At 73.0% G+C, this 20,664-nt stretch carries 24 protein-coding genes; 13 read left to right on the top strand and 11 right to left on the bottom strand.

Features of this window, described 5'->3' with window-relative positions; translation table 11 throughout:
- The first annotated feature begins 63 nt into the window (after nucleotides 1–63).
- Nucleotides 64–1,062 (top strand): class II fructose-bisphosphatase, encoded by a 999-nt coding sequence (gene glpX / locus VIM19_15235; GenBank protein ID HEY5186217.1) that lies wholly within the window; start codon nucleotides 64–66, stop codon nucleotides 1,060–1,062.
- A gap of 7 nt (nucleotides 1,063–1,069) precedes the next feature.
- Entirely contained in the window at nucleotides 1,070–2,017 is a 948-nt protein-coding gene (locus VIM19_15230; GenBank protein ID HEY5186216.1) for a carbohydrate kinase, read from the top strand.
- A 33-nt stretch (nucleotides 2,018–2,050) separates the two neighbouring features.
- Here the strand turns inward: VIM19_15230 and VIM19_15225 are convergent, their stop codons facing one another.
- Nucleotides 2,051–2,659: a DUF1707 domain-containing protein gene (locus VIM19_15225; GenBank protein ID HEY5186215.1), complete on the bottom strand. Its 609-nt coding sequence runs from the start codon at nucleotides 2,657–2,659 to the stop codon at nucleotides 2,051–2,053.
- Between the two features lie 98 nt (nucleotides 2,660–2,757).
- Between VIM19_15225 and VIM19_15220 the strand changes: the two genes are divergently transcribed.
- Together VIM19_15220 and VIM19_15215 are read left to right on the top strand one after the other, a co-directional pair.
- The gene (locus tag VIM19_15220; GenBank protein HEY5186214.1) at nucleotides 2,758–4,413 is read left to right on the top strand and encodes a fumarate hydratase; all 1,656 of its coding nucleotides are present in this window, start codon (nucleotides 2,758–2,760) and stop codon (nucleotides 4,411–4,413) included.
- Between the two features lie 27 nt (nucleotides 4,414–4,440).
- A complete protein-coding gene (locus tag VIM19_15215; GenBank protein ID HEY5186213.1) occupies nucleotides 4,441–5,847 on the top strand; it encodes a class II fumarate hydratase in 1,407 nt (468 codons plus the stop codon).
- A gap of 6 nt (nucleotides 5,848–5,853) precedes the next feature.
- On the opposite strand, the gene VIM19_15210 is transcribed toward VIM19_15215, so the two are convergent.
- From VIM19_15210 to VIM19_15200, 3 genes are all read right to left on the bottom strand, one after another.
- Complete coding sequence (locus VIM19_15210) at nucleotides 5,854–6,453, bottom strand: lytic transglycosylase domain-containing protein (GenBank protein ID HEY5186212.1); 600 nt, start codon at nucleotides 6,451–6,453, stop codon at nucleotides 5,854–5,856.
- Between the two features lie 452 nt (nucleotides 6,454–6,905).
- Nucleotides 6,906–8,237, bottom strand: coding sequence for a PhoH family protein (locus VIM19_15205; GenBank protein ID HEY5186211.1), 1,332 nt, complete (start codon nucleotides 8,235–8,237; stop codon nucleotides 6,906–6,908).
- Between the two features lie 239 nt (nucleotides 8,238–8,476).
- The gene (locus tag VIM19_15200; GenBank protein ID HEY5186210.1) at nucleotides 8,477–9,238 is read right to left on the bottom strand and encodes an isoprenyl transferase; all 762 of its coding nucleotides are present in this window, start codon (nucleotides 9,236–9,238) and stop codon (nucleotides 8,477–8,479) included.
- 215 nt (nucleotides 9,239–9,453) lie between these two features.
- Between VIM19_15200 and VIM19_15195 the strand changes: the two genes are divergently transcribed.
- The gene (locus tag VIM19_15195) at nucleotides 9,454–10,128 is read left to right on the top strand and encodes a hemolysin III family protein (protein HEY5186209.1); all 675 of its coding nucleotides are present in this window, start codon (nucleotides 9,454–9,456) and stop codon (nucleotides 10,126–10,128) included.
- Between the two features lie 19 nt (nucleotides 10,129–10,147).
- Here VIM19_15195 and VIM19_15190 read toward each other — a convergent pair whose 3' ends face one another.
- The 5 genes from VIM19_15190 to VIM19_15170 all read right to left on the bottom strand — a co-directional run bounded on the left by VIM19_15190 (nucleotide 10,148) and on the right by VIM19_15170 (nucleotide 14,914).
- On the bottom strand, nucleotides 10,148–10,657 hold the full coding sequence (locus VIM19_15190) for a hypothetical protein (protein ID HEY5186208.1): 510 nt from the start codon (nucleotides 10,655–10,657) through the stop codon (nucleotides 10,148–10,150).
- A 38-nt stretch (nucleotides 10,658–10,695) separates the two neighbouring features.
- Nucleotides 10,696–11,157 (bottom strand): universal stress protein, encoded by a 462-nt coding sequence (locus VIM19_15185; protein ID HEY5186207.1) that lies wholly within the window; start codon nucleotides 11,155–11,157, stop codon nucleotides 10,696–10,698.
- Nucleotides 11,158–11,181: 24 nt separating this feature from the next.
- Nucleotides 11,182–13,212: a thioredoxin domain-containing protein gene (locus VIM19_15180; GenBank protein ID HEY5186206.1), complete on the bottom strand. Its 2,031-nt coding sequence runs from the start codon at nucleotides 13,210–13,212 to the stop codon at nucleotides 11,182–11,184.
- A gap of 88 nt (nucleotides 13,213–13,300) precedes the next feature.
- Nucleotides 13,301–13,813 carry a hypothetical protein gene (locus VIM19_15175; protein ID HEY5186205.1) on the bottom strand — a complete coding sequence of 171 codons (513 nt, stop codon included), beginning with the start codon at nucleotides 13,811–13,813 and terminating at the stop codon, nucleotides 13,301–13,303.
- Between the two features lie 75 nt (nucleotides 13,814–13,888).
- On the bottom strand, nucleotides 13,889–14,914 hold the full coding sequence (locus VIM19_15170; protein HEY5186204.1) for an NAD(P)-dependent alcohol dehydrogenase: 1,026 nt from the start codon (nucleotides 14,912–14,914) through the stop codon (nucleotides 13,889–13,891).
- A gap of 155 nt (nucleotides 14,915–15,069) precedes the next feature.
- Here VIM19_15170 and VIM19_15165 point away from each other — a divergent pair, with 155 nt between their 5' ends.
- The 6 genes from VIM19_15165 (at nucleotide 15,070) to VIM19_15140 (ending at nucleotide 18,436) form a co-directional block, all read left to right on the top strand.
- Nucleotides 15,070–15,411: a nuclear transport factor 2 family protein gene (locus VIM19_15165; GenBank protein ID HEY5186203.1), complete on the top strand. Its 342-nt coding sequence runs from the start codon at nucleotides 15,070–15,072 to the stop codon at nucleotides 15,409–15,411.
- A gap of 91 nt (nucleotides 15,412–15,502) precedes the next feature.
- The gene (locus VIM19_15160) at nucleotides 15,503–15,736 is read left to right on the top strand and encodes a ferrous iron transport protein A (protein ID HEY5186202.1); all 234 of its coding nucleotides are present in this window, start codon (nucleotides 15,503–15,505) and stop codon (nucleotides 15,734–15,736) included.
- Entirely contained in the window at nucleotides 15,733–15,987 is a 255-nt protein-coding gene (locus VIM19_15155) for a FeoB small GTPase domain-containing protein (GenBank protein ID HEY5186201.1), read from the top strand. The genes VIM19_15160 and VIM19_15155 overlap by 4 nt, the downstream gene beginning before the upstream one ends.
- Nucleotides 15,988–16,468: 481 nt before the next feature.
- Nucleotides 16,469–16,981: a hypothetical protein gene (locus VIM19_15150; protein ID HEY5186200.1), complete on the top strand. Its 513-nt coding sequence runs from the start codon at nucleotides 16,469–16,471 to the stop codon at nucleotides 16,979–16,981.
- A 299-nt stretch (nucleotides 16,982–17,280) separates the two neighbouring features.
- The gene (locus VIM19_15145) at nucleotides 17,281–18,066 is read left to right on the top strand and encodes a HipA family kinase (GenBank protein HEY5186199.1); all 786 of its coding nucleotides are present in this window, start codon (nucleotides 17,281–17,283) and stop codon (nucleotides 18,064–18,066) included.
- Complete coding sequence (locus VIM19_15140; GenBank protein HEY5186198.1) at nucleotides 18,050–18,436, top strand: DUF3037 domain-containing protein; 387 nt, start codon at nucleotides 18,050–18,052, stop codon at nucleotides 18,434–18,436. Before VIM19_15145 ends, VIM19_15140 begins: the two co-directional genes overlap by 17 nt.
- On the opposite strand, the gene VIM19_15135 is transcribed toward VIM19_15140, so the two are convergent.
- Together VIM19_15135 and mca are read right to left on the bottom strand one after the other, a co-directional pair.
- Nucleotides 18,431–18,643: a hypothetical protein gene (locus VIM19_15135; protein HEY5186197.1), complete on the bottom strand. Its 213-nt coding sequence runs from the start codon at nucleotides 18,641–18,643 to the stop codon at nucleotides 18,431–18,433. The two genes, VIM19_15140 and VIM19_15135, sit on opposite strands and share 6 nt — an antisense overlap.
- On the bottom strand, nucleotides 18,640–19,536 hold the full coding sequence (mca, locus tag VIM19_15130; GenBank protein HEY5186196.1) for a mycothiol conjugate amidase Mca: 897 nt from the start codon (nucleotides 19,534–19,536) through the stop codon (nucleotides 18,640–18,642). Before mca ends, VIM19_15135 begins: the two co-directional genes overlap by 4 nt.
- Nucleotides 19,537–19,576: 40 nt before the next feature.
- Here mca and VIM19_15125 point away from each other — a divergent pair, with 40 nt between their 5' ends.
- Nucleotides 19,577–19,975, top strand: coding sequence for a DUF4307 domain-containing protein (locus VIM19_15125; protein ID HEY5186195.1), 399 nt, complete (start codon nucleotides 19,577–19,579; stop codon nucleotides 19,973–19,975).
- A gap of 64 nt (nucleotides 19,976–20,039) precedes the next feature.
- Nucleotides 20,040–20,528, top strand: coding sequence for a transcription elongation factor GreA (gene greA / locus VIM19_15120; GenBank protein ID HEY5186194.1), 489 nt, complete (start codon nucleotides 20,040–20,042; stop codon nucleotides 20,526–20,528).
- Nucleotides 20,529–20,664 lie beyond the last annotated feature (136 nt).

The following is a 20,664-nucleotide window of genomic DNA, read 5'->3' as shown; positions in this document are numbered from 1 at the left end:
GGTCCAGCGCCGTGCGGGAGATGGATAGGCTGGGCGCACGCCGCCGCGAAGGAGACCGTGCCGATGAAAAGCGAGTCCCCCGACCGCAACCTCGCCCTCGAGCTGGTCCGGGTCACCGAGGCCGCCGCGATGGCCGCGGGGCGCTGGGTCGGACGCGGCGACAAGAACGGCGCCGACGGCGCTGCGGTCAAGGCCATGCGCCAGCTGATCTCCTCGGTGTCCATGAACGGCGTCGTGGTGATCGGCGAGGGCGAGAAGGACGACGCCCCGATGCTGTTCAACGGCGAGCGCGTCGGCACCGGTGAGGGCCCCGAGGCCGATGTCGCGGTGGACCCGATCGACGGCACCACCCTCACCGCCAAAGGCATGGCCAACGCGATCGCCGTGATGGCCGTCGCCGAGCGCGGCTCGATGTACGACCCGTCCGCGGTGTTCTACATGGAGAAGCTGGCCACCGGGCCCGAGGCCGCCGACTACGTCGACATCACCGCGCCGGCCGCCGTCAACATCAACCGGGTGGCCAAGGCCAAGGGCGGCACCCCCGAGGACGTCACCGTCGTCATCCTTGACCGGCCCCGCCACGAGGAGCTGGCCAAGGAGATCCGCAGCACCGGCGCCCGGATCAAGTTCATCAGCGACGGCGACGTCGCCGGCGCGATCATGGCCGCGCGGGAGGGCACCGGCGTCGACCTGCTGCTCGGCATCGGCGGGACGCCCGAGGGCATCATCGCGGCCTGCGCCATCAAGTGCCTCGGCGGCACGCTGCAGACCCGGCTGTGGCCCAAGGACGACGCCGAGCGGCGCAGAGCGCTGGACGCCGGGCACGACCTGGACCGGGTGCTCACCACGAACGACCTGGTCTCCAGCGACAACGTGTTCTTCGTGGCCACCGGCATCACCGACGGCGAGCTGGTCGGCGGGGTCCGGTACAAAGCCGGCGGGGCGACCACGCACTCGCTGGTCATGCGCTCCAAGAGCGGCACCATCCGCTCGATCCGCAGTGAGCACCGGCTGAGCAAGCTGCGCGAGTACTCCAGCGTCGACTTCGAGCACGCCACCTGAGCCGGCCGTGATCTCGGTCGTCGGCGAGGTCGTCGCTGACCTGGTCGAGCAGGCCGACGGCGGCTTCCTGGCCCATCCCGGCGGCAGTCCGGCGAACGTCTCCCTCGGCGTGGCCCGGCTCGGCCACGACGTCGCCCTGCTCGCCCGGTTCGGGCCCGACGTGTTCGGCCGCCGGGCCCGGGCGCACCTGGCTGCCAGCGGGGTCGGCCTATCCACCGCCGTGGACGCCGTCCAGCCGTCGACGCTGGCCGTCGCGTCGATGGACCACCTCGGCCGGGCCGCCTACGACTTCTGGACCGAGGGCACCGCCGACTGGCAGTGGAGCGACGCCGAGCTCGCGCCCGCGCTGGGCCCGCGGGTAAGGGCGCTGCACACCGGGTCGCTGGCCTCGTGGACGCCGCCCGGGGCGGCCGCCGTCCGGCGGCTGCTGCAGCGGGCCCACGAGGGGGCCGCGACCACGGTCTCGTACGACCCGAACGTTCGGCCGTCGCTGCTGGGGTCACCCGAGACGGCCCGGTCCCTGGTGGAGCCGCTGGTGGCGCTGGCGCATGTCGTCAAGGCCAGCGATGAGGACCTGGCCTGGCTCTACCCGGGGCTCTCGGCCGGGGCGGCCGCGGCTCGCCTGCTGACCCTGGGCCCGGCCCTCGTCGTCGTCACCCTCGGGGCGGACGGTGCCCTGGCCCGCCGCGGCACCGACGAGCTCACCGTGCCCGCGCCGACGGTGCTGGTGGCCGACACGGTCGGGGCCGGGGACACCTTCACCGCCGGGCTGCTGCACGCGCTGGCCGAGCGGGACCGGCTCGGCCCGGACCCACGGGACCGGCTGGCGGCGATGCCGGTCGAGGAGCTCGGCTCGGTGCTGCGGGTCGCTGTGGCCGCGGCGGCGCTCACCTGCAGCCGGCACGGCTGCGACCCGCCCACCTCCGCCGAGCTCAACGCGTACCTGTCAGGGTGAGAACGAGCTATCCGTCGTCCTCACCCTGACAGGTCAGGAGCGACGGACCTCGATCGCGCCGAACAGGGCCAGCCCGGTCAGCCGCAGCACGGGGGCGTCGGCGGGCAGCGCCACCTCGGCGGGCACCTTGGCATCCCCGAACACCGCCATGCACCCGTTGACCACCCGCACTCCGGCCGGCACGGTGATCACGACCGAGCCGAACACCGCGTTGGTGGCGCACAGCACCTCGCGGGTCGCGAACGTCGCCCGGGTCATGTCCAGCTTGGCCTCGCCGAAGACGGCCACCGCGGTCATCCGCTCGGCCACGTTCCACACGCCGGCTCGCTCGGTCGAGGCGAACACCGCCACCACCGAGTCGCTGGGCGCACCCGCCGCCACGGGCACCCCGCTCGGCCGGAACTGCACCTCGCCCGGCACGCGCGGCAGGTCGAGAACCAGCGGCTCCAGCTCGGCGTGGGTACGCGCCCGGTAGGCGGCGTCTAACCGCTCCTGGTACTCCTCGGCGTCCAGCCGGCCCTCGGCGTAGGCCTGGCCCAGCCGTTGCGCCACCCGGTCGCGGTCGACGTCGGCCGCGCGCAGCGGTGGCACGGCGAGAAGCGGCGGCACCGCGGGTGGCCGCGGGGCGTCGGCGTCGTCCATGGGCCCGACCCTACGAGAAACCTGTCAGGGTGACGACGATCTATAGGTCGTCGTCACCCTGATAACTCGAGAGGGAGGGCCCGGCCTACCCTGTCGACATGGCCGAATTCGACTTCTCCGAGCTGCTCCCGCTGGGTCCCGAGAGCACGCCGTACCGGCTGATCACCGCCGACGGGGTGCGCACCGTCGAGGCCGCCGGGCGCCGGTTCCTGCAGGTCGAAACGGACGCGCTGACCCGGCTCACCTACGAGGCCATGCACGACATCGCGCACTACCTGCGCCCGGCCCACCTGGCCCAGCTGCGCTCCATCCTGGACGACCCCGAGGCCTCCCCCAACGACCGGTTCGTCGCCCTGGATCTGCTCAAGAACGCCAACGTGGCCGCCGGTGGGGTGCTGCCGATGTGCCAGGACACCGGCACCGCGATCGTCATGGGCAAGAAGTCCGAGGGGGTGCTCACCGGGGGCGGCGACGAGGAGGCCATCGCCCGCGGCGTGTACGACGCCTATACCCACCTGAACCTGCGCTACTCCCAGCTGGCCCCACTCACCCTGTGGGACGAGCGCAACACCGACTCCAACCTGCCGGCCCAGATCGAGCTGTACGCCGCCGAGGAGCACGGCGAGCCGTCCTACTCGTTCCTGTTCATGGCCAAGGGCGGCGGCTCGGCGAACAAGTCGTTCCTGTTCCAGGAGACCAAGGCCGTACTCAACCCGGACGCCATGACCCGGTTCCTGGACGAGAAGCTGCGCTCGCTGGGCACCGCGGCCTGTCCGCCGTACCACCTGGCCATCGTCATCGGTGGCACCTCGGCCGAGCACGCTCTCAAGACCGCGAAGTACGCGTCGGCGAAGTACCTCGACGCGCTGCCCACCTCCGGCTCGCCCTCCGGCCACGGCTTCCGCGACCTCGAGCTGGAGGCGAGCGTGCTCGAGCTGACCCGCGGTTTCGGTATCGGGGCCCAGTTCGGCGGCAAGTACTTCTGCCACGACGTACGGGTGGTGCGGCTACCCCGCCACGGCGCCTCCTGCCCGGTCGCCATCGCCGTCTCCTGCTCGGCCGACCGCCAGGCCCGAGGCAAGATCACGGCGGACGGCGTCTTCCTGGAGCAGCTGGAGACCGACCCGGCGCACTACCTGCCGGAGGCCACCGACGACGCGCTGTCCGACGACGTCGTCCGGATCGACCTCACCCGGCCGATGCCGGAGATCCGCGCCGAACTATCCCGCTACCCGGTGAAGACCCGGCTGTCGCTGTCCGGCCCGCTGGTCGTGGCCCGCGACATCGCGCACGCCAAGATCAAGGAGCGGTTGGACGCCGGTGAGCCGATGCCCGAGTACCTGCGTGACATGGCGGTGTACTACGCGGGACCGGCCAAGACCCCGGAGGGCTACGCGTCCGGGTCGTTCGGCCCCACGACGGCCGGTCGGATGGACTCCTACGTCGACCAGTTCCAGAAGGCCGGCGGCTCACTGGTCATGCTGGCCAAGGGCAACCGCTCGGCCGCAGTGACCAAGGCCTGCGCCGAGAACGGCGGCTACTACCTTGGCTCGATCGGCGGTCCGGCCGCGCGGCTGGCCCAGGACTGCATCCGCTCGGTTGAGGTGCTCGAGTACGCCGAGCTGGGCATGGAGGCGGTCTGGCGGATCGAGGTCGAGGACTTCCCGGCGTTCGTCGTGGTCGACGACAAGGGCAACGACTTCTTCGCCGACACCACGGGGCCACTGCTGACGATCGGCGCCAAGCCAGCCTGACCCGCCGTCCGGGGGCAGACTGCAGGGATGGCGGAGCCGACACAGCAGCAGGACCGGGTCGAGCACGACACGATGGGCGAGGTCCGGGTCCCGGCCAACGCCCTGTGGGGCGCGCAGACGCAGCGCGCGGTGCAGAACTTCCCGATCTCCGGCGAGCGACTGCCGGCCGCGCTGGTCGCCGCGCTGGCCAGCGTCAAGCAGGCGGCCGCGCGCACCAACGAGCGGCTCGGGGTGCTGCCGGCGGACGTCGCCGCGGTGATCGCCGAGGCCGCCCGCGAGGTGGCCTCCGGCCAGCACTCGGACCAGTTCCCGGTGGACGTGTTCCAGACCGGCTCGGGGACGTCGTCGAACATGAACGTCAACGAGGTGGTGGCCCGGCTGGCCGGCGCCCGGCTGGGCCGTCCGGTGCACCCCAACGACCATGTCAACGCCTCGCAGTCCAGCAACGACGTGTTCCCCACCGCCGTCCACCTGGCTGCGACGGCCGGGGTGCTGCACGATCTGCTGCCGGCGCTGGACCACCTGGCCGTCGTGCTGGCCGAGCGGGCCGAAGCGTTCGCCGACGTCGTCAAGGCCGGCCGGACCCATCTGATGGACGCCGTCCCGGTCACCCTGGGCCAGGAGTTCGCCGGCTACGCCGAGCAGGTGCGCCGCGGCGCGGAGCGGGTGCGCAGCGCGCTGCCCGGCACCGCCGAGGTGCCGCTCGGCGGGACCGCCGTGGGCACCGGGCTGAACACGCCCCCGGGCTGGCGCGCCCAGGTGGTGGCCGAGCTGGCCGCGCTGACCGGGCTGCCGCTGACGGCGGCGGTGGACGGGTTCGAGGCACAGTCCGCCCAGGACGGCCTGGTCGCGCTCTCCGGCCAGCTGCGCACGGTGGCGGTCAGCCTCACCAAGATCTCCAACGACCTGCGCTGGATGGGGTCCGGACCGCGCGCCGGTCTCGGCGAGATCCGGCTGCCCGACCTGCAGCCCGGGTCGTCGATCATGCCGGGCAAGGTCAACCCGGTGGTGCCCGAGGCGGTGCTGCAGGTGTGTGCGCAGGTCGTGGGCAACGACGCCGCGGTGGCCTGGGGCGGTGCCGCCGGCACCTTCGAGCTGAACGTCATGCTGCCGGTCATCGCGCGCAACCTGCTGGAGTCGGTGCGGCTGCTGGCGTCGGCGTCCCGGCTGCTGGCCGACCGGTGCGTGGCCGGCCTCCAGGCCGAGGTCGAGCACAGCCGGTCGCTGGCCGAGTCCAGCACGGCCGTCGCCACGCCGCTCAACCGGTTCCTCGGCTACGAGGAGGCCGCTGCGGTCGCCAAGCGGGCCGTGGCCCAGCGCCGCACCCTCAAGGACGTGGTGCTCGACGGCGGCTACATCGAGCGCGGCCTGCTCACCCGGGAGGAGCTGGACGCCGCGCTCGACGTCGAGGCGATGGCCCGCCCCGATCAGTGAACCGGCTCAGTACCAGTTGTGGTTGGTGAAGAACGACCAGGCGTTGCAGGGGCTGCCGTACCGGCTGCCGATGTAGCTCAGCCCCCAGCTGATCTGGGTCTCGGCGTTGGTCTGCCAGCCCGGCCCCATCTTGGATCCCGGCAGCGCCTGGGGGATTCCGTAGGCACCGGTGCTGGAGTTGTGGGCGGTCACCCGCCAGTTGCTCTCGCTCGTCCACAGGTTGTTGAGGCAGACCCACTGGCTGCCGGTCCACCCCCGCGCCGCGGCCAGCTGCTGGCCCAGGGCGCCCGCACTGCCGCCGTACGACGTCCGGACCAGCGCCCGGCTGGCGGCCGCAGCAGCGGCGGCACGGGCGTCGGCGGCCGCCTTGTCCGCAGCCGCCTTGTCCGCAGCCGCCTTGGCAGCGGCTGCCTTGGCCGCCGCTAACCGCGCGGCGGCGTCCTGGGCGGACTGCACCGATGCGGCCAGCACCCGGACCTGACCCAGCTCGGCCCGGTCCGCGAGCAGTGTTGCGCCCGAGGTGACTGACGCGTGGCCGGGTGGTTCAGCGACGGCCGTGCTGGCGCTGACCGCCATGCCGGCGGCCGCGACCAGTGCCGCGGCCACGCCAACGCCCCGGACCGGGACCCGGTCCAGAGAACCTGCCTTGCGGTGCTTCGGGCGTCGCGATGTCGCGCCGACTCCCCGGATCGAGGTCCGGTCCATCGTGCGTTCCCTCCGGTGCTTCGCGCGCCGCGCAACCGCGGCACACGAGCTTCACCCCTGACTCCGGCCCGCCCGCACAGCGGGGGCCTCGGCCCCGGTCACCGGCAGGAGGGCCGGTGATGTCACCCAGGACGGCGTGCGGCGCTACCTGACGGCGGTGCGCTGAGCGGAAACTCGAGACTCGAAGCATCCGCACGCGGGGTCTGACAGGTTCCAGCTTGGAGGACCGCGGACCGCTCTGGCAACTCGAGGACGGGTGCCAAACGTCACACGGCGTGTTCAGATCGCGCGCCGTGTGCGTCATCTCACCCTCAGTGCACCCCCGGATGGCTACGCAGCGTAGCAGTAGTGTTTCAGAGCGGAAGTTCCTCCAGCATCTCGGTCACCAGCGCCGCGATCGGCGAGCGTTCGCTGCGGGTCAGCGTGATGTGCGCGAACAGCGGGTGGCCCTTGAGCTTCTCGACCACGGCCACCACCCCGTCGTGCCGGCCCACCCGCAGGTTGTCCCGCTGCGCGACGTCATGGGTGAGCACTACCCTCGAGCCCTGACCGATGCGGGACAGCACGGTGAGCAACACGTTGCGCTCCAACGACTGTGCCTCGTCGACGATGACGAAGGCGTCGTGCAGCGACCGGCCCCGGATGTGGGTGAGCGGCAGCACCTCGAGCATGCCGCGGTCGACGATCTCGTCGACGACGGCGGGGGTGGTGAGCGCGCCCAGCGTGTCGAACACCGCCTGCGCCCAAGGGTTCATCTTCTCCGACTCGCTGCCGGGCAGGTAGCCGAGATCCTGGCCACCGACGGCGTACAGCGGCCGGAACACGATGACCTTGCGGTGCTGCCGGCGCTCGAGCACGGCCTCGAGCCCCGCGCACAGGGCAAGCGCGGACTTGCCGGTGCCGGCCCGGCCACCCATCGACACGATGCCGATCTCCGGGTCCAGCAGCAGGTCGAGCGCCACCCGCTGCTCCGCGCTGCGGCCGTGCAGGCCGAACGCCTCCCGGTCGCCGCGGACCAGCCGGACCTGCTTGTCGGCGGTCACCCGGCCCAGGGCGCTGCCACGCTCGGAGATGAGGACCACCCCGGTGTGGCACGGCAGATCGCGGGCCTCGGGGAGGTCCAGCCGGTCGTTGGCGTAGAGCTGGTCGACCATCTCGCCGGCCACCTCGAGCTCGTCCATGCCGGTCCAGCCGGAGTCCACGGCCAGCTCGGCGCGGTACTCCTCGGCGGCCAGCCCCACGGCGGAGGCCTTGACCCGCATCGGCAGGTCCTTGGACACCAGGGTCACGTCGTGGCCCTCGGCCTGCAGGTTTCGGGCCACCGCAAGGATCCGGCTGTCGTCGTCCGCCAGCCGGAGGCCGGCCGGCAGCACGAGCGGGTCGCTGTGGTTGAGCTCCACCCGCAGCGAGCCGCCCTCGTCCCCCAGCGACACCGGCTCGTCCAGCCGGCCGTGACTGACCCGCAGGTCGTCCAGCAGCCGCAGCGCGCTGCGGGCGAAGTAGCCGAGCTCGGGATGCGAGCGCTTGGCCTCCAGCTCGCTGATCACGACGACAGGGAGGACGACCTCGTGCTCGGCGAAGCGCAACGGCGCCAAAGGGTCCGAGAGCAGGACGCTGGTGTCGAGCACGTAGGTACGGCGGCCGGCCGCGGAGCGGCGGCGGGTGGAAGCAGCCACGGTTCGCATCTCCACCACTCGGCGCGCACCTTCGCCGGGCGGTTCAGGTCTCGCACCGGGACCGGGACCGGGCCCGAGGGCCGGGTGCCGGCCCCCTCATCGCGGTGACCGTCGTGTCGACTGCCATGCGGTGTGTGGGCCTCCCGTGCGGGTCGGCCGGACGCCGTCCCGTGGGGGCGACGGTACGGCCAGCCGCGCCGCGGCCGGGGGCGCCACGCCGGGGGGCGCGTCAGCCGGAAGGCGTCCGGTCAGCTGCCGAAGCGGCGCTGGCGCACCGTGTAGGAGCGCAGCGCCCGCAGGAAGTCCACCTTGCGGAAGTCCGGCCAGTAGGCCTCGCAGAAGTAGAACTCCGAGTGTGCGCTCTGCCACATCAGGAAGCCGGACAGCCGCTGCTCCCCCGAGGTGCGGATGACCAGGTCGGGGTCCGGCTGGCCCTTGGTGTACAGGTGCTCGGCGATGTGCCCGGACTCCAGGATCTCGGCCAGCTCCTCGATCGAGGTGCCCCGTCCGGCCTGCTCGGTGAGCAGCGCTCGGACGGCGTCGGCGATCTCCTGCCGGCCGCCGTAGCCGACGGCCACGTTGACCAGCAGTCCCTCGACGTTCGCGGTCCGGGCGGCGGCGTCCTTGAGCACGGCCGAGGTGGCGTCGGGCAGCAGGTCGAGCGCGCCCACCGGGTGCACCCGCCAACGGCCGGCGTCGGCCAACCCACGGACGGTGTCCTCGATGATCGCGAGCAGCGGGGTGAGCTCGGACTCTGGCCGGGACAGGTTGTTGGTGGACAGCAGCCACAGGGTGACCACCTCGACGTGGACCTCCTCGCACCAGCCGAGGAACTCCACGATCTTGTCCCCGCCGGCGCGCCAGCCACCAGCGCTCGTGGTGCCCGCCGTCTTGGCCCAGCGACGGTTGCCGTCCAGGATCACGCCGACGTGGCGCGGCATCCCGTCCGCCGGCAACGACGACGCCAGCCGGCGCTCATAGACGCCGTACACCAGGTCGGACAGGCCCATGGCCGCGCCTCATCTTTCGGTCTACGTCCCGGCCGGAGCCTACCCTCGGGCCGCTTCGCTGCCGATCAGCCGGGCGGCGGTCTTGTGAATCTACCGGCTAGTAAGTTACGGGACCGTAGGTTATCGTGGACGCCGTGAGCACCGAGCCCGGCCCCAGCCGGTCGACCGACCACGGCAGCCTGCCCGAGCGGCTGGAGGAGTCCGTCGAGCAGGGCCTGGGCAACGCATTCGAGCGGGCGGCGGGGCACGTCCCGGAGGCCGTCAAGCCGAAGCTGCGCGGCTGGCTGCATGCGTTCACCATTCCGGTCGCCCTGGTGGGCGGGATCGTGCTCATTGCCTTGTCGGACGGGGCCGCGGAGGTCGTCGCCTCGACGATCTACGCGGTGACCACGGTGCTGCTGTTCACGGTCAGCGCGATCTACCACCGGGGGAACTGGTCGCCGCGAACCAAGGGGCTGCTCAAGCGGTTCGACCACGCCAACATCTTCTTGATCATCGCGGGCACCTACACACCGTTCGCGGTGCTGCTCCTCAACGGCGGCAGCCGTGCGGCGCTGCTGTGGATCGTCTGGGTCGGAGCCGCGTTCGGGGTCGCCTTCCGGGTGCTGTGGCCGCACGCGCCCCGCTGGCTGGTGGTGCCGACGTACGTGGCGCTCGGGTGGGTCGCGGTCGCGTTCCTGCCGCAGATCACCCGGGCTGGAGGCATCGCCGTCCTCACCCTGATCGCCGTCGGCGGGCTGCTCTACACCCTGGGCGCCATGGTCTACGGGACCAAGCGGCCAGACCCCTACCCGGCCTGGTTCGGCTTCCACGAGGTGTTCCACACCCTCGTGGTGGCCGCCTACCTCTGCCAGTACATCGCGGTGTCGCTCGTCGTCTACGGCCGCTGAACCCGCCCCTGGAGGGCGGTCACGACGGGCCGGCCGCGCGGACCCGGGCGACCTCCTCCATCGCCGTGCGGAGGTCGGCCAGCCACGCGTCGGCGTTGCGGCCGACCAGCCGCACGCACCAGGCCAGGGCGTCGGATCGGGAGCGGGCCACCCCGGCGTCCACCAGGGTGTCGAGCACCTGCCGCTCCGGCTGGCGCAGCCGGGTCATGACCGGCACCGACGCGGTGGTGAACAGCTCACGCTGCCCGTCCACGGTCACGCCCCAGGAGACGGTCCGCCCGGCCAGCTGCTGCAGCTCCTGGGCGATCCGCATCCGCTGGTCGCGGGTGCGCTCGCGGAACTCGCGGACCCGGCCGGCCACCGCCGCTGCCCGCTCCGCCGCTGACGCGCCTTCGGCCACGGCCGGCGCGAGCACCGCACCCACCACGAGGATCTCCTCGCGGTCGACCGTGACCTCGGGCGCCCCGTCGAACCAGTCATCGGGCAGCCGGCCGGTCAGCCAGCCGCGGATCGTCTCGTCGTTAGTCATGCAACAATGATTACACCGTTACACGTGCTGTCAAGGGGTCAGCCGCGCAGCACCACGACCGCACAGTCGGCGTGCCGCACCACGTGCTCGCTGGTCGAGCCCAGCAGCAGCCCGGTCACCCCACCGCGACCGCGGGAGCCGACCACGAGCAGCTCGGCCCGCCCGGACGCCGCGACCAGCGCCTCGTCCGCCCGCGCGTAGACCGGGTGCAGCTCCAGGGGCACCCCCGCGTCGGCGCCCACTGCCCTGCGGACGTCGGTCGCCAGCTCCTCGCGCACCGCCTCCTCATAGGCGTCGATGGGCGGCACGATGCCCGACGGCACGTCGGCCGGGCGCGGCGCATGCGTGATCGACCAGGCCCGGACGACGTGCACGCGGCAGCCGCGCAGCCGGGCCTCCTCGACGGCCCACGCCAGCGCACGGTCCGCCGAGGCCGAGCCGTCGTGCCCCACGACGATGCCGTTGGGGACCGCCTCGGCCGCGAGCTCAGGACTGGTCATGCCTCCATTCAAGCGCTGCGCGGGTCAGCGCAGCGCACCAACCGCCCGAGCCAGCACTGCAGGCTCGGTGGTGGGGGCGTCGCAGAAGAAACCGCGACACACGTAGGCAGCCGGCTGACCGTCCACCAGCGGGCGCTGCCGCAGCAGCGGCACCCCGGACGGCTCGGTCGGGTCGCCGACCGCCACCACGAGCCCCGGTGCGGTGCCGCGGGCGGCCGTCCGAAGCAGTGCCGCCGTAGTCGGGTCGCCGGACGGCCCCACGATGGCGACCTCCCGCGGGCCGTCCAGGGCCGCCTCGGCCACCGCGAGGCCCCACCCGGCGAACCGCGGGTATCGCCGGGCCAGGCTGGCGTAGGGCGCCAGGGCCCGCTCGGCGGCCACCCGGTGCTCGCCCGAGCCGGTGTAGGCGGCGTAGCGCAGCAGCGCCCCGGCCGCCGCGGCCTGGCCGGACGGCGTGGCGTTGTCGGTCGGGTCCTGCGGACGCCGCAGCAGCACCTCGGCGTCGTCCGCGGTGTCGTAGAAGCCGCCGACGCCGTCCGCGAAGTGCGCGAGAACCCCGTCGAGCAGCACCCGGGATAGCCGCAGCCAGGTGTCGTCCCCGGTGGCCGCGAGCAGCGCGAGGAAGCCCTCGGCGACGTCGGCCTGGTCCTCCAGCACGCCGGCGTGCCGCCCGGCCGTGCCGTCCCGGGAGACCCGCACCACCCGGTCGGTGCGCCCATCGGCGCCGAGGTGGACGCTCACGACCAGGTCAGCGGCCGCCTCAGCAGCGGCCACCCACTCGGGCCGGTCGAACGCGGCGCCCGCGTCGGCCAGTGCCGCGATCGCCAGGCCGTTCCAGGCGGCGACCACCTTGTCGTCGCGGGCCGGGGCCACCCGCTGGGCGCGGGCAACGGCCAGCGCCGCCCTGACCCGGGACCACCGCTGCTCGTCATCTGGGTCCTTGGGCAGCTGCAGCACCGAGGCACCGTGCTCGAAGGTCCCGGCCGCGGTGACCTCGAGCAGCTGGGCGGCCCACGCTCCGTCGTCCGGACCGAGGACGGCGACCAGCTGCTGCGGTGTCCACACGAAGTAGCGGCCCTCGACGCCCTCGCTGTCGGCGTCCATGGCCGAGGCGAACCCGCCCTGCTCGGTGCGCAGGTCGCGCAGCAGGAAACCGGCCGTCTCCTCGACCACCCGCGCGGCCAGCGGCGAGCCGGTCGCCCGCCACCAGCCGGTGTACGCACGCAGCAGCAAGGCGTTGTCGTACAACATCTTCTCGAAGTGCGGCACCACCCAGGCCGCATCCGTGGAGTAGCGGGCGAAGCCGCCGCCGAGCTGGTCGTAGAGCCCGCCGCGGGCCATCGCCTCGAAGGTCTCGCCGGCCATGCCGAGCGCCCGTGCGTCGCCCGTGCGCGCATGGTGGCGCACCAGCTGCTCGAGGGTCATGGACGGCGGGAACTTGGGCGCACCGCCGAACCCCGCGCGGGCGTGGTCGAACTGGCCGGCCAGGGCGTGCATGGCGGCGTCGAGGTCGTCGGCGTCCGGCGGGGCGGCCGCCGCGTCGGCGTCGGGGTGCCGGGCTGTGGCCAGCCGCTGGGCGATGCCGGCGGCGGCCTCGAGCACGTCGCCGCGGCGTTCGGCCCAGGTCTGCGCCACCGAGCTGAGCACCTGGCTGAACGACGGCAGGCCGTGCCGCGGCTGGGGTGGGAAGTAGGTGCCCGCGTAGAACGGCTGTGCGTCCGGGGTGAGGAACATGGTCATCGGCCAGCCGCCCCGGCCGGTCATCGACTGGACGGCGTCCATGTACACGGCGTCGACGTCGGGGCGCTCCTCGCGGTCCACCTTGATGGAGACAAAGTGCTCGTTCATGAGCGCTGCGGTGGTCTCGTCCTCGAACGACTCGTGCGCCATGACGTGGCACCAGTGGCAGGCGGCGTAGCCGACCGACAGCAGCACGGGGACACCGCGCCGCCGGGCCTCCTCGAAGGCCTCCGGTCCCCATTCCTGCCAGTCCACCGGGTTGTCCTGGTGCTGCAGCAGGTACGGGCTCGTCGAGCTGGCCAGCCGGTTCGGCACGAGGTGCCCCTCTGGGAGGTTTCGGATGCGGGAGCACTCATCCTGCCCGCCCCGGGTACCGGCCCACACCTCCCGGCACCTCCGCCGGTCAGGCCTCCGCGGGGTTCGCCTCCGACGCTGGTCCGGCGGTCGCGGCAGCGACGGACGGGTCGGGCTCGAGCAGGATGGCGCGCAGCCGGCGCAGCATCGAGCGGAAGGTGGCCCTGGCCGCCTGGTTGAGCAGCAGCCGGTCCAGGCTGGCCCCGACCTCGCCGAACGGCGGCCGGTAGCTGCCGACGAGCGCCAGCTGGGTCTGGTGGCGGTCCACCGAGCTGAGCTCGATGTTGGCGTCCAGCTGCGGGAACAGGCCGCCGGCCGGGCCGGTGGCGACCCAGCGCAGCGGGATGATCGTGGCGTCCGGCCGCTCGTACGGGTCGAGGACCCGGACCTGGACCTGCTTGGTGAGGCCGGCGGTACCGGCACGCATCAGGACCCTCCGGCCGTCGGTGAACGCACCGGCCGAGGCCACCTGCAGGTCGTGGTCGCCGCGCAGGTGGGCGAGCAGCCGTTCCTGCGCGTCGTCCGCAGGCACCGGCACCAGGATCCGCTCTTCGAGAAACACCCTCCGATTAGGCGGTGCGAAACAATCATTCCCCAGGGCCGAAGGTCCCCCTCCCCCCAGCGCGGAGGGTGGGGGTCAGGGGACGAGGATGCCGCGGCCGCGCAGCCGACCGGCGTCCAGGTCGTCCATGGCCTCGTTGACGGCGTCCAACGGATAGGTCTGGGTGTGCATGACCACGCGGCCGTCGGCGTTGAGCGCCATCAGCTCCACCAGGTCGTTGTAGCTGCCGACCAGGTTGCCGACCACGTTGCGCTCAGTGGAGATCACGTCGATGGCCGGGACCTCGATGGTCCCGCCGTACCCGATCACGTAGTGGCTGCCGGCCCGGCGGGTCATGGTCCAGCTGTCCCGCTCGGCGCCCCGCTCGCCCACGAAGTCGAGCACGACCTCGGCCCCGTGGCCGTCGGTCAGCTCGAGCACCCGGTCCACGTGGTGGCCGTCGACCAGCACCCTTTCGTCGGCGCCCCAGTCCCGGGTCAGGGCCAGCGCCTCCTCGTTCGGGTCGAGGACGACGATGCGGGTGGCACTCATGGCCCGCAGGCACTGGATGCCGATGTGCCCCAACCCGCCGGCGCCCATCACCACGCAGGTCGACCCGGGGAACAGCAGCGGCAGCGCCTTCTTCACCGCGTGGTAGGCGGTGAGCCCGGCGTCGGCCAGCGCGGCCACCGCGGCCGGCTCGACACCCGGCGCCAGCTTGACCACCGACCTGGCCGAGGTGCGGATCAGCTCGGCCATGCCGCCGTCGGTGTCGATGCCGGGGAACAGGCTGCGCTCGCAGTGGACGTCGTCCCCGGCCCGGCAGGCCCGGCAGAAGCCGCAGGTGACCAGCGGGTGCAGGATCACGGCGTCCCCCACCTGCAGGTGCTCCACGGCCGAGCCGACCGCGTGCACCCAGCCGGCGTTCTCGTGGCCGAGCGTGTACGGCAGCGGTACGTGGGTCTTCGGCTCCCACTGGCCCTCGACGATGTGCAGGTCGGTGCGGCACAGCCCGGCGCCGCCGATGCGCACGATGACGTCGAACGGCCCCGTGACCGTGGGCTCGGGGACCTCCTCGACGACCGGGCGCAGCTCGTAGCGGTGCAGCCGGACTGCCTTCATGACGCCTCCTCGTCGAGGGGGCGGCCAGCTGGACGGCGCGCCCCGGTGCGGCGAGCCAAGCACGACGTGGCGGGCGGACGCCAGGGCTGTTGGACCTTGTCCGGGCCCGGCGACGGGCGAAGAATCGAGGTCTCCCACTGATGAGAGGGCATCCCATGACCCGTACCCCGGAAGAGATCTTCGCCCACCACGGCCAGTCGCTCGGCGCCGAGGACCTCGAGGAGATCGTCGCCGACTACGCCGAGGACGCGATCCTCGTCGTCCAGAAGAAGGTCTACCGCGGCAAGGACGGCGCCCGACAGGTCTTCATCCAGCTGCTGAGCGACGTCCCTCAGGCCGCCTGGGAGCTCGAGACGGTGTTCGCCGACGACGTGCTGTACCTGGAGTGGAAGGCCACCGGCGGCGGCCGCAAGGTCGATGACGGCATCGACACGTTCATCTTCGCGGACGGCATGATCCGCGTGCAGACCGTCGTCTACCACGTCCAGCCCGCCTGACGACCAGCTCCGCTCCTGGCAAGGGTTAGGTTAGGCATGCCTAATCTGTCCGGTAGGGTGCCTGCGTGACCCTGGACGGCGTTCCCAGCGGGTGCACCGTTCTGCTCGCAGCCCCCGAGGTCCCCCGGCCCGGGCCCGCCGGCTGGCCGAGCTGGGCCTACGGGCCGGCCAGCGGGTCCACGTGCTGCAGCGCAGCGCCGGGGGCGGTCGGCTGCTCGGGATCGGCGCCGACCGGATCGCCGTCGGCCGGGCCACCCTGCGCGCGCTGCCGGTCGTCGACGAACCGGTCGTGGACGACGCCACGGCCGTGGACGGCACCCCGTGAGCGGCCACCGGCCCAAGGCGGCGGTGCCGTCCTGCCACAGCGAGGCCGCCGGCCCCGCCCTGGCCACTGGGGTGCCCATCGTCGCGCTGGCCGGCAGCCCCAACGTCGGCAAGTCCACCCTGTTCAACGCGCTGACCGGCGCCCGCCGCGACGTCGGCAACTGGCCGGGCAGCACGGTCGCGGTCGGCCGCGGCACCTGGGCCGTGCCCGGCCTGGGCAAGGTCGGGCTGGTCGACCTGCCGGGCGCCTAAAGCCTGGACCCGATGTCGCCGGACGAGGAGCTCACCCGGACGCTGCTCGTCGAGCCGCCCGCGGACGAGCGCCCCGACCTCGTCGTCGTGGTGGCCTCGGCCGCCCACCCGTCCCGCGGGCTGTACCTGCTGGCCCAGCTGCGCGAGCAGCCGCAGCGGCCGGTCCTCGCGTTCACCATGTCCCGACATCGGCGAGCGCCGCGGCATCCGCAGCGACGCCGACCGGCTGGCCGCGGCCGTCGGCGCCCCGGTAGTCGCGCTAGACCCCCGCCGCCGCGACGTCCACCTGCTCGCTACCGCCGTCCACGACGCCGTCGAGGCACCCGCGCCCGAGCCGCTCTCCAAGGCCCCCCGCGACGAGGACGACCCGACCGGCCTGGCCGAGGCGGACACCCGGTTCGGCTGGATCGCCGCGGCCGTCGCGGCCGCCACCGAGCAGGACGACGCGGCGCGCGTCACCTGGTCGGACCGCATCGACCGGGTGGTCACCTCGCCGGTGATCGGCCCGGTGGTCTTCCTCGCGGTCATGTGGCTGGTTTTCCTGGTGGCGACCAGCGTCGCAGCGCCGATCCAGGGCGCCCTCGACTCGCTCGTCTCGGGCCCACTGTCGGCAGGGTTCCGCGCGCTGTTCTCGGCGGTCGGCCTCGGCGGCTCGTGGGTGGAGGGGCTGCTCGTCTACGGCCTGGTCGCCGGCATCGGCATGCTGCTGACGTTCGTACCGCTGATCGCGCTGATGCTGGCGCTGCTGGCGCTGCTCGAGGACTCCGGGTACATGGCGCTGCCGGACGCGCGGCACCGGCCGCTCACGGCGCTGCTCGTGCCGTTCACCTCGTGCAGCGCTCGGCTGACGGTGTACGTGCTGGTGGTGGCCACGCTGGCCGCGCAGAAGAGGGAGATCGGGCTTCGCTGGACGGTGTTCGGCGTGGCCATGCAGCTGACGCTGGCCTGGTCGCTCGCGGTGGCCGTGTTCCAGGTGGGCAGGGTGCTGTCATGAGCGGGTCGCCGCTGCGGGCGGTGCTCGACGCGTTCAGCGGCGGGGCCTCGACCCTGGACGACGTCGCCACGATGACCGGGCTGCCCCGGGACGTCGTGGACGCCGCGGTCGAGCACCTGGTGCGGGTCGGTCGGCTCTCGGCGTCCACGCTGACCATGGGCTGCCCGAGCGGCGGTGGCGGGTCGTGCGCGTCGGGGGCGTCCGGTGCCCCGAGTGCGGCGCGGCGGCCCGGTCCTGGTGGCCCTGTCGCTGCACCGCCGTCCCACCCGCCCCCCGGCGGGCCGATAGCGTGGGGGACCGTGATCACCGCGCTTCCCCGGGTCTCCGCCACGCGGTACGTGCTGCCGCTGCGTGAGGGCGGCTCGCTGCCCGGCCTGCTGGAGGCCGACGACCTGGGCACCTACGTGGTGAAGTTCCGTGGGGCCGGGCAGGGCCCCAAGGCCCTCGCCGCCGAGATCATCGTGGGCGAGCTGGGCCGTGCGCTGGGGCTGCCGGTGCCCGAGCTCGTGCTGGTCGACCTCGACCCCGCGCTGGCTCCGGCCGAGCCCGACCAGGAGGTGCAGGACCTGCTGCGGTCCAGCGCCGGGCTAAACCTGGGCATGGACTACCTGCCCGGCTCGCTCGGCTTCGACCCCGTCGTGGACGACGTCGAGCCGGTCCTGGCCGCCCAGGTCGTGTGGTTCGACGCCCTGGTCCTCAACGTGGACCGCTCCTGGCGCAACCCGAACCTGCTGCGCTGGCACGGGCGGATGTGGCTGATCGACCACGGCGCGGCGCTGTACTTCCACCACAGCTGGCCCACCGCCGTGGACGCCGGCCAGCGCGCCTACCGCGGCGCCGCCGACCACGTGCTGCTCGGGACGGCCGGGCCGCTGGAGGCGGCGCACGCGGCCCTGGCCCCCCGGGTCACCCGCGCCCTGCTCGAGCAGGTGCTGGCGATGGTGCCGGACCCGTGGCTGGAGGCCGACGGCTTCGACGACGCGGCCGCCGTGCGGCGGGCCTACGCCGATGTTCTGCTCGCCCGCGCCCAGCAGCCGCAGTCCTGGCTGCCCGAGGTGGAGGTGGCCCGTGCGGCAGCCGTATGAGTGGGCCGCGCTGCGCGTCGTCCCCCGGGTCGAGCGCGGGGAGTTCCTCAACGTCGGGGTGGTCGTCTACAGCCGGCCGCTGGAGTTCCTCGGCGCCGCCGTCCACTTCGACGAGCAGCGCGCTCTGGCGCTCGACCCCGATCTCGACGTCGCCGCCGTCCGCGGGCACCTGGAGTCGCTGCGCGCGCTGTGCGCCGGGGACCCGCAGGCCGGGGCGAACGCCGCCCGCCCGGCCGGTGAGCGGTTCCGGTGGCTCACCGCGCCGCGCAGCACGGTCGTGCAGCCGTCACCGGTGCACACCGGGGTCACCGACGACCCGGCCGAGGAGCTCAGCCGGCTGATGGCCAGGATGGTGCTGCCGCCGTCATGAGGCGGGCGGCGCCGGGGGGTCGCTGGGCGTCGGGACCGGCTCGTCGAAGGACGGCGGGATGCGGCGCAGCTGCTTGTTCATCGACCGGATGAGGAGCACCAGGGCGACGCCGAGCGCGATCACCAGACCGAACCCGAGCCACCCCGGAGCGGGCAGCGTGCCGTCGGTGAAGTCCGTCGTGAGCGGCCACAGGGCCAGCTGGATCATCGAGGGCTCCCTACCGAGTCCCGGATCCCGGCGAACAGGTCGTCCTCCGGCACCGGACCGTCGACCAGGCTACGCGCGAGCTGGTAGTCCTCGGTCGGCCAGGCGGCCTGCTGCAGGTGTTGCGGCACCCCGAACCAGCGTCCCGCCGGGTCGACCTGGGTGGCGTGCGCCCGCAGCGCGTCGTCGCGCACGTCGAAGTAGCCGGCGCAGTGCACCCTCGTGGTCACCCGGCCCTGGTCGCCTGGCTTGTCCTTCCAGCTGGCCAGCCAGTCGGCGTACGGCGACTCCAGCCCGGCGTCCAGCGCTGCCTCGTGCAGCGCGACCAGCCGCTCCTTGTGGAAGTTCACGTGGTAGTAGAGCTTGAGCGGCTGCCACGGCTCGCCGGTGCCCGGGTACCGGTCGGCGTCGCCGGCCGCCTCGAACGCCTCCACCGAGACCTCGTGGGTCTTGATGTGGTCCGGGTGCGGATATCCGCCGTTCTCGTCATAGGTCACTATGACGTGCGGCCGGAACTCGCGCACCAGCCGGACCAGCGGCTCGGCCGCCTCGGCCGGCGGCACCAGGGCGAAGCAGCCGTCAGGAAGCGGCGGCAGCGGGTCGCCCTCGGGCAGCCCGGAGTCGACAAAGCCCAGCCAGGCGTGCCGCACGCCGAGAATCCGCTGCGCCAGGGCCATCTCCCGGCGCCGGACGGCGGGCAGGTCGGCAACCACGGCCGCGTCATCGGCCAGTGCCGGGTTGAGGACGTCGCCGCGTTCGCCGCCGGTGCAGGTGGCGACCAGGACCTCGACGCCCTCGCGGACGTAGCGGGCCATGGTGGCCGCGCCCTTGCTCGACTCGTCGTCGGGGTGGGCGTGCACAGCAAGGAGCCGCAGCGGCTCGGCAGGGGTGGACATCGCCGTCCAGGGTAGCCCGAGCGTGGGGGAGACTGGAGCGGTGAGCGACCCCCAGCTGCTGGCGCACCGGTACGGACGGCGGGCCGGGCTGTCCCGCGGCGCCCGGGTGGCGCTCGTCCTGGTCGGGCTGGCGCTGCTGGTCGCCGGCGTCGCCGTGGTCTTCTCCTGGACCCAGGCCGCCCAGCCGGGGGCCAGCGCCACCCTGCTGTCCTACCGGGTGGTCTCCGCGGCGCAGGTCGACGTCCGCTTCACCGTGGCCAAGGACGCCGCCTCGACAGCGGTGTGCCGGGTCGTGGCCAAGAACCGCTACACCGACGTGGTCGGCAGCCTGGACGTGACCATCCCGGCCGGACGGGCGCAGACCGAGACCTCGGTGAGCCTGGTGACGACGGAGCGGGCGATCGTCGCCCTGGTCGACTCCTGCCGGCTGACGAACTGACGCTCCCCCGCATCTGTCGGTATCCTGGAGTTTTCCCCTGCACGAAACCGCGAGGAGTGCTGCCGTGACGACCTGGCTGACCCAGGATGCCTACGACCGGCTCAAGAGCGAGTATGAGCAGCTCGCCGGCGAGGGCCGTACCTCCATCTCCAAGAAGATCGAGGCAGCACGCGAGGAGGGTGACCTCAAGGAGAACGGCGGCTACCACGCCGCCAAGGAGGAGCAGGGCAAGATGGAGGCCCGCATCAAGCAGCTGCGGCACCTCCTGGAGACCGCCCAGGTCGGCGAGGCGCCGGCCGCAGACGGCACCGTCAAGGCCGGCATGGTCGTCAGCGTCGAGTTCGTCGGCGGCGCTCTGGACGGCGAGAAGGAGCAGTTCCTGCTCGGCTCCCGCGAGCAGGCCGGGGACGTCGACATCGAGGTCTACTCCGCGCAGTCCCCCTTGGGCGGCGCCGTGCTCGACGGGACCGTCGGCTCGGAGGCGGACTACTCGCTGCCCAACGGCAAGCAGATGCGGGTGCGCATCCTCGACGCCCAGCCGTTCGGCGGCTGACCACCTGCCGCACGTTGGAGATCCGCACGCAGCCGCGGGCACTGCCTGAGAAGGTCGAACCCTGCTGGGTCAGCTGCGGCTGTAGCGGCGGTACTTGCGGACGCCGAGCGGGGCGAACACCGCGACCAGCACGACG

It is taken from the genome of Actinomycetes bacterium (genome assembly GCA_036510875.1).
GTDB lineage: Bacteria > Actinomycetota > Actinomycetes > Prado026 > Prado026 > DATCDE01.
Note: the sequence above shows the minus strand (reverse complement) of the source record. Positions and strands in the feature narration are given on the sequence as shown.

What these genes read in the sequence shown, in the direction of transcription:
- VIM19_15200 (HEY5186210.1), bottom strand. Translation starts at nt 9,238, where the DNA reads ATGGGCCTGTCCGACCTGGTGTACGGCGTCTATGAGCGCCGGCTGGCG.
- VIM19_15225 (HEY5186215.1), bottom strand. Translation starts at nt 2,659, where the DNA reads ATGGACGACGCCGACGCCCCGCGGCCACCCGCGGTGCCGCCGCTTCTC.
- VIM19_15190 (HEY5186208.1), bottom strand. Translation starts at nt 10,657, where the DNA reads ATGACTAACGACGAGACGATCCGCGGCTGGCTGACCGGCCGGCTGCCC.
- VIM19_15185 (HEY5186207.1), bottom strand. Translation starts at nt 11,157, where the DNA reads ATGACCAGTCCTGAGCTCGCGGCCGAGGCGGTCCCCAACGGCATCGTC.
- VIM19_15135 (HEY5186197.1), bottom strand. Translation starts at nt 18,643, where the DNA reads ATGATCCAGCTGGCCCTGTGGCCGCTCACGACGGACTTCACCGACGGC.
- glpX (HEY5186217.1), top strand. Translation starts at nt 64, where the DNA reads ATGAAAAGCGAGTCCCCCGACCGCAACCTCGCCCTCGAGCTGGTCCGG.
- VIM19_15220 (HEY5186214.1), top strand. Translation starts at nt 2,758, where the DNA reads ATGGCCGAATTCGACTTCTCCGAGCTGCTCCCGCTGGGTCCCGAGAGC.
- VIM19_15205 (HEY5186211.1), bottom strand. Translation starts at nt 8,237, where the DNA reads ATGCGAACCGTGGCTGCTTCCACCCGCCGCCGCTCCGCGGCCGGCCGC.
- VIM19_15215 (HEY5186213.1), top strand. Translation starts at nt 4,441, where the DNA reads ATGGCGGAGCCGACACAGCAGCAGGACCGGGTCGAGCACGACACGATG.
- VIM19_15165 (HEY5186203.1), top strand. Translation starts at nt 15,070, where the DNA reads ATGACCCGTACCCCGGAAGAGATCTTCGCCCACCACGGCCAGTCGCTC.
- mca (HEY5186196.1), bottom strand. Translation starts at nt 19,536, where the DNA reads ATGTCCACCCCTGCCGAGCCGCTGCGGCTCCTTGCTGTGCACGCCCAC.
- VIM19_15170 (HEY5186204.1), bottom strand. Translation starts at nt 14,914, where the DNA reads ATGAAGGCAGTCCGGCTGCACCGCTACGAGCTGCGCCCGGTCGTCGAG.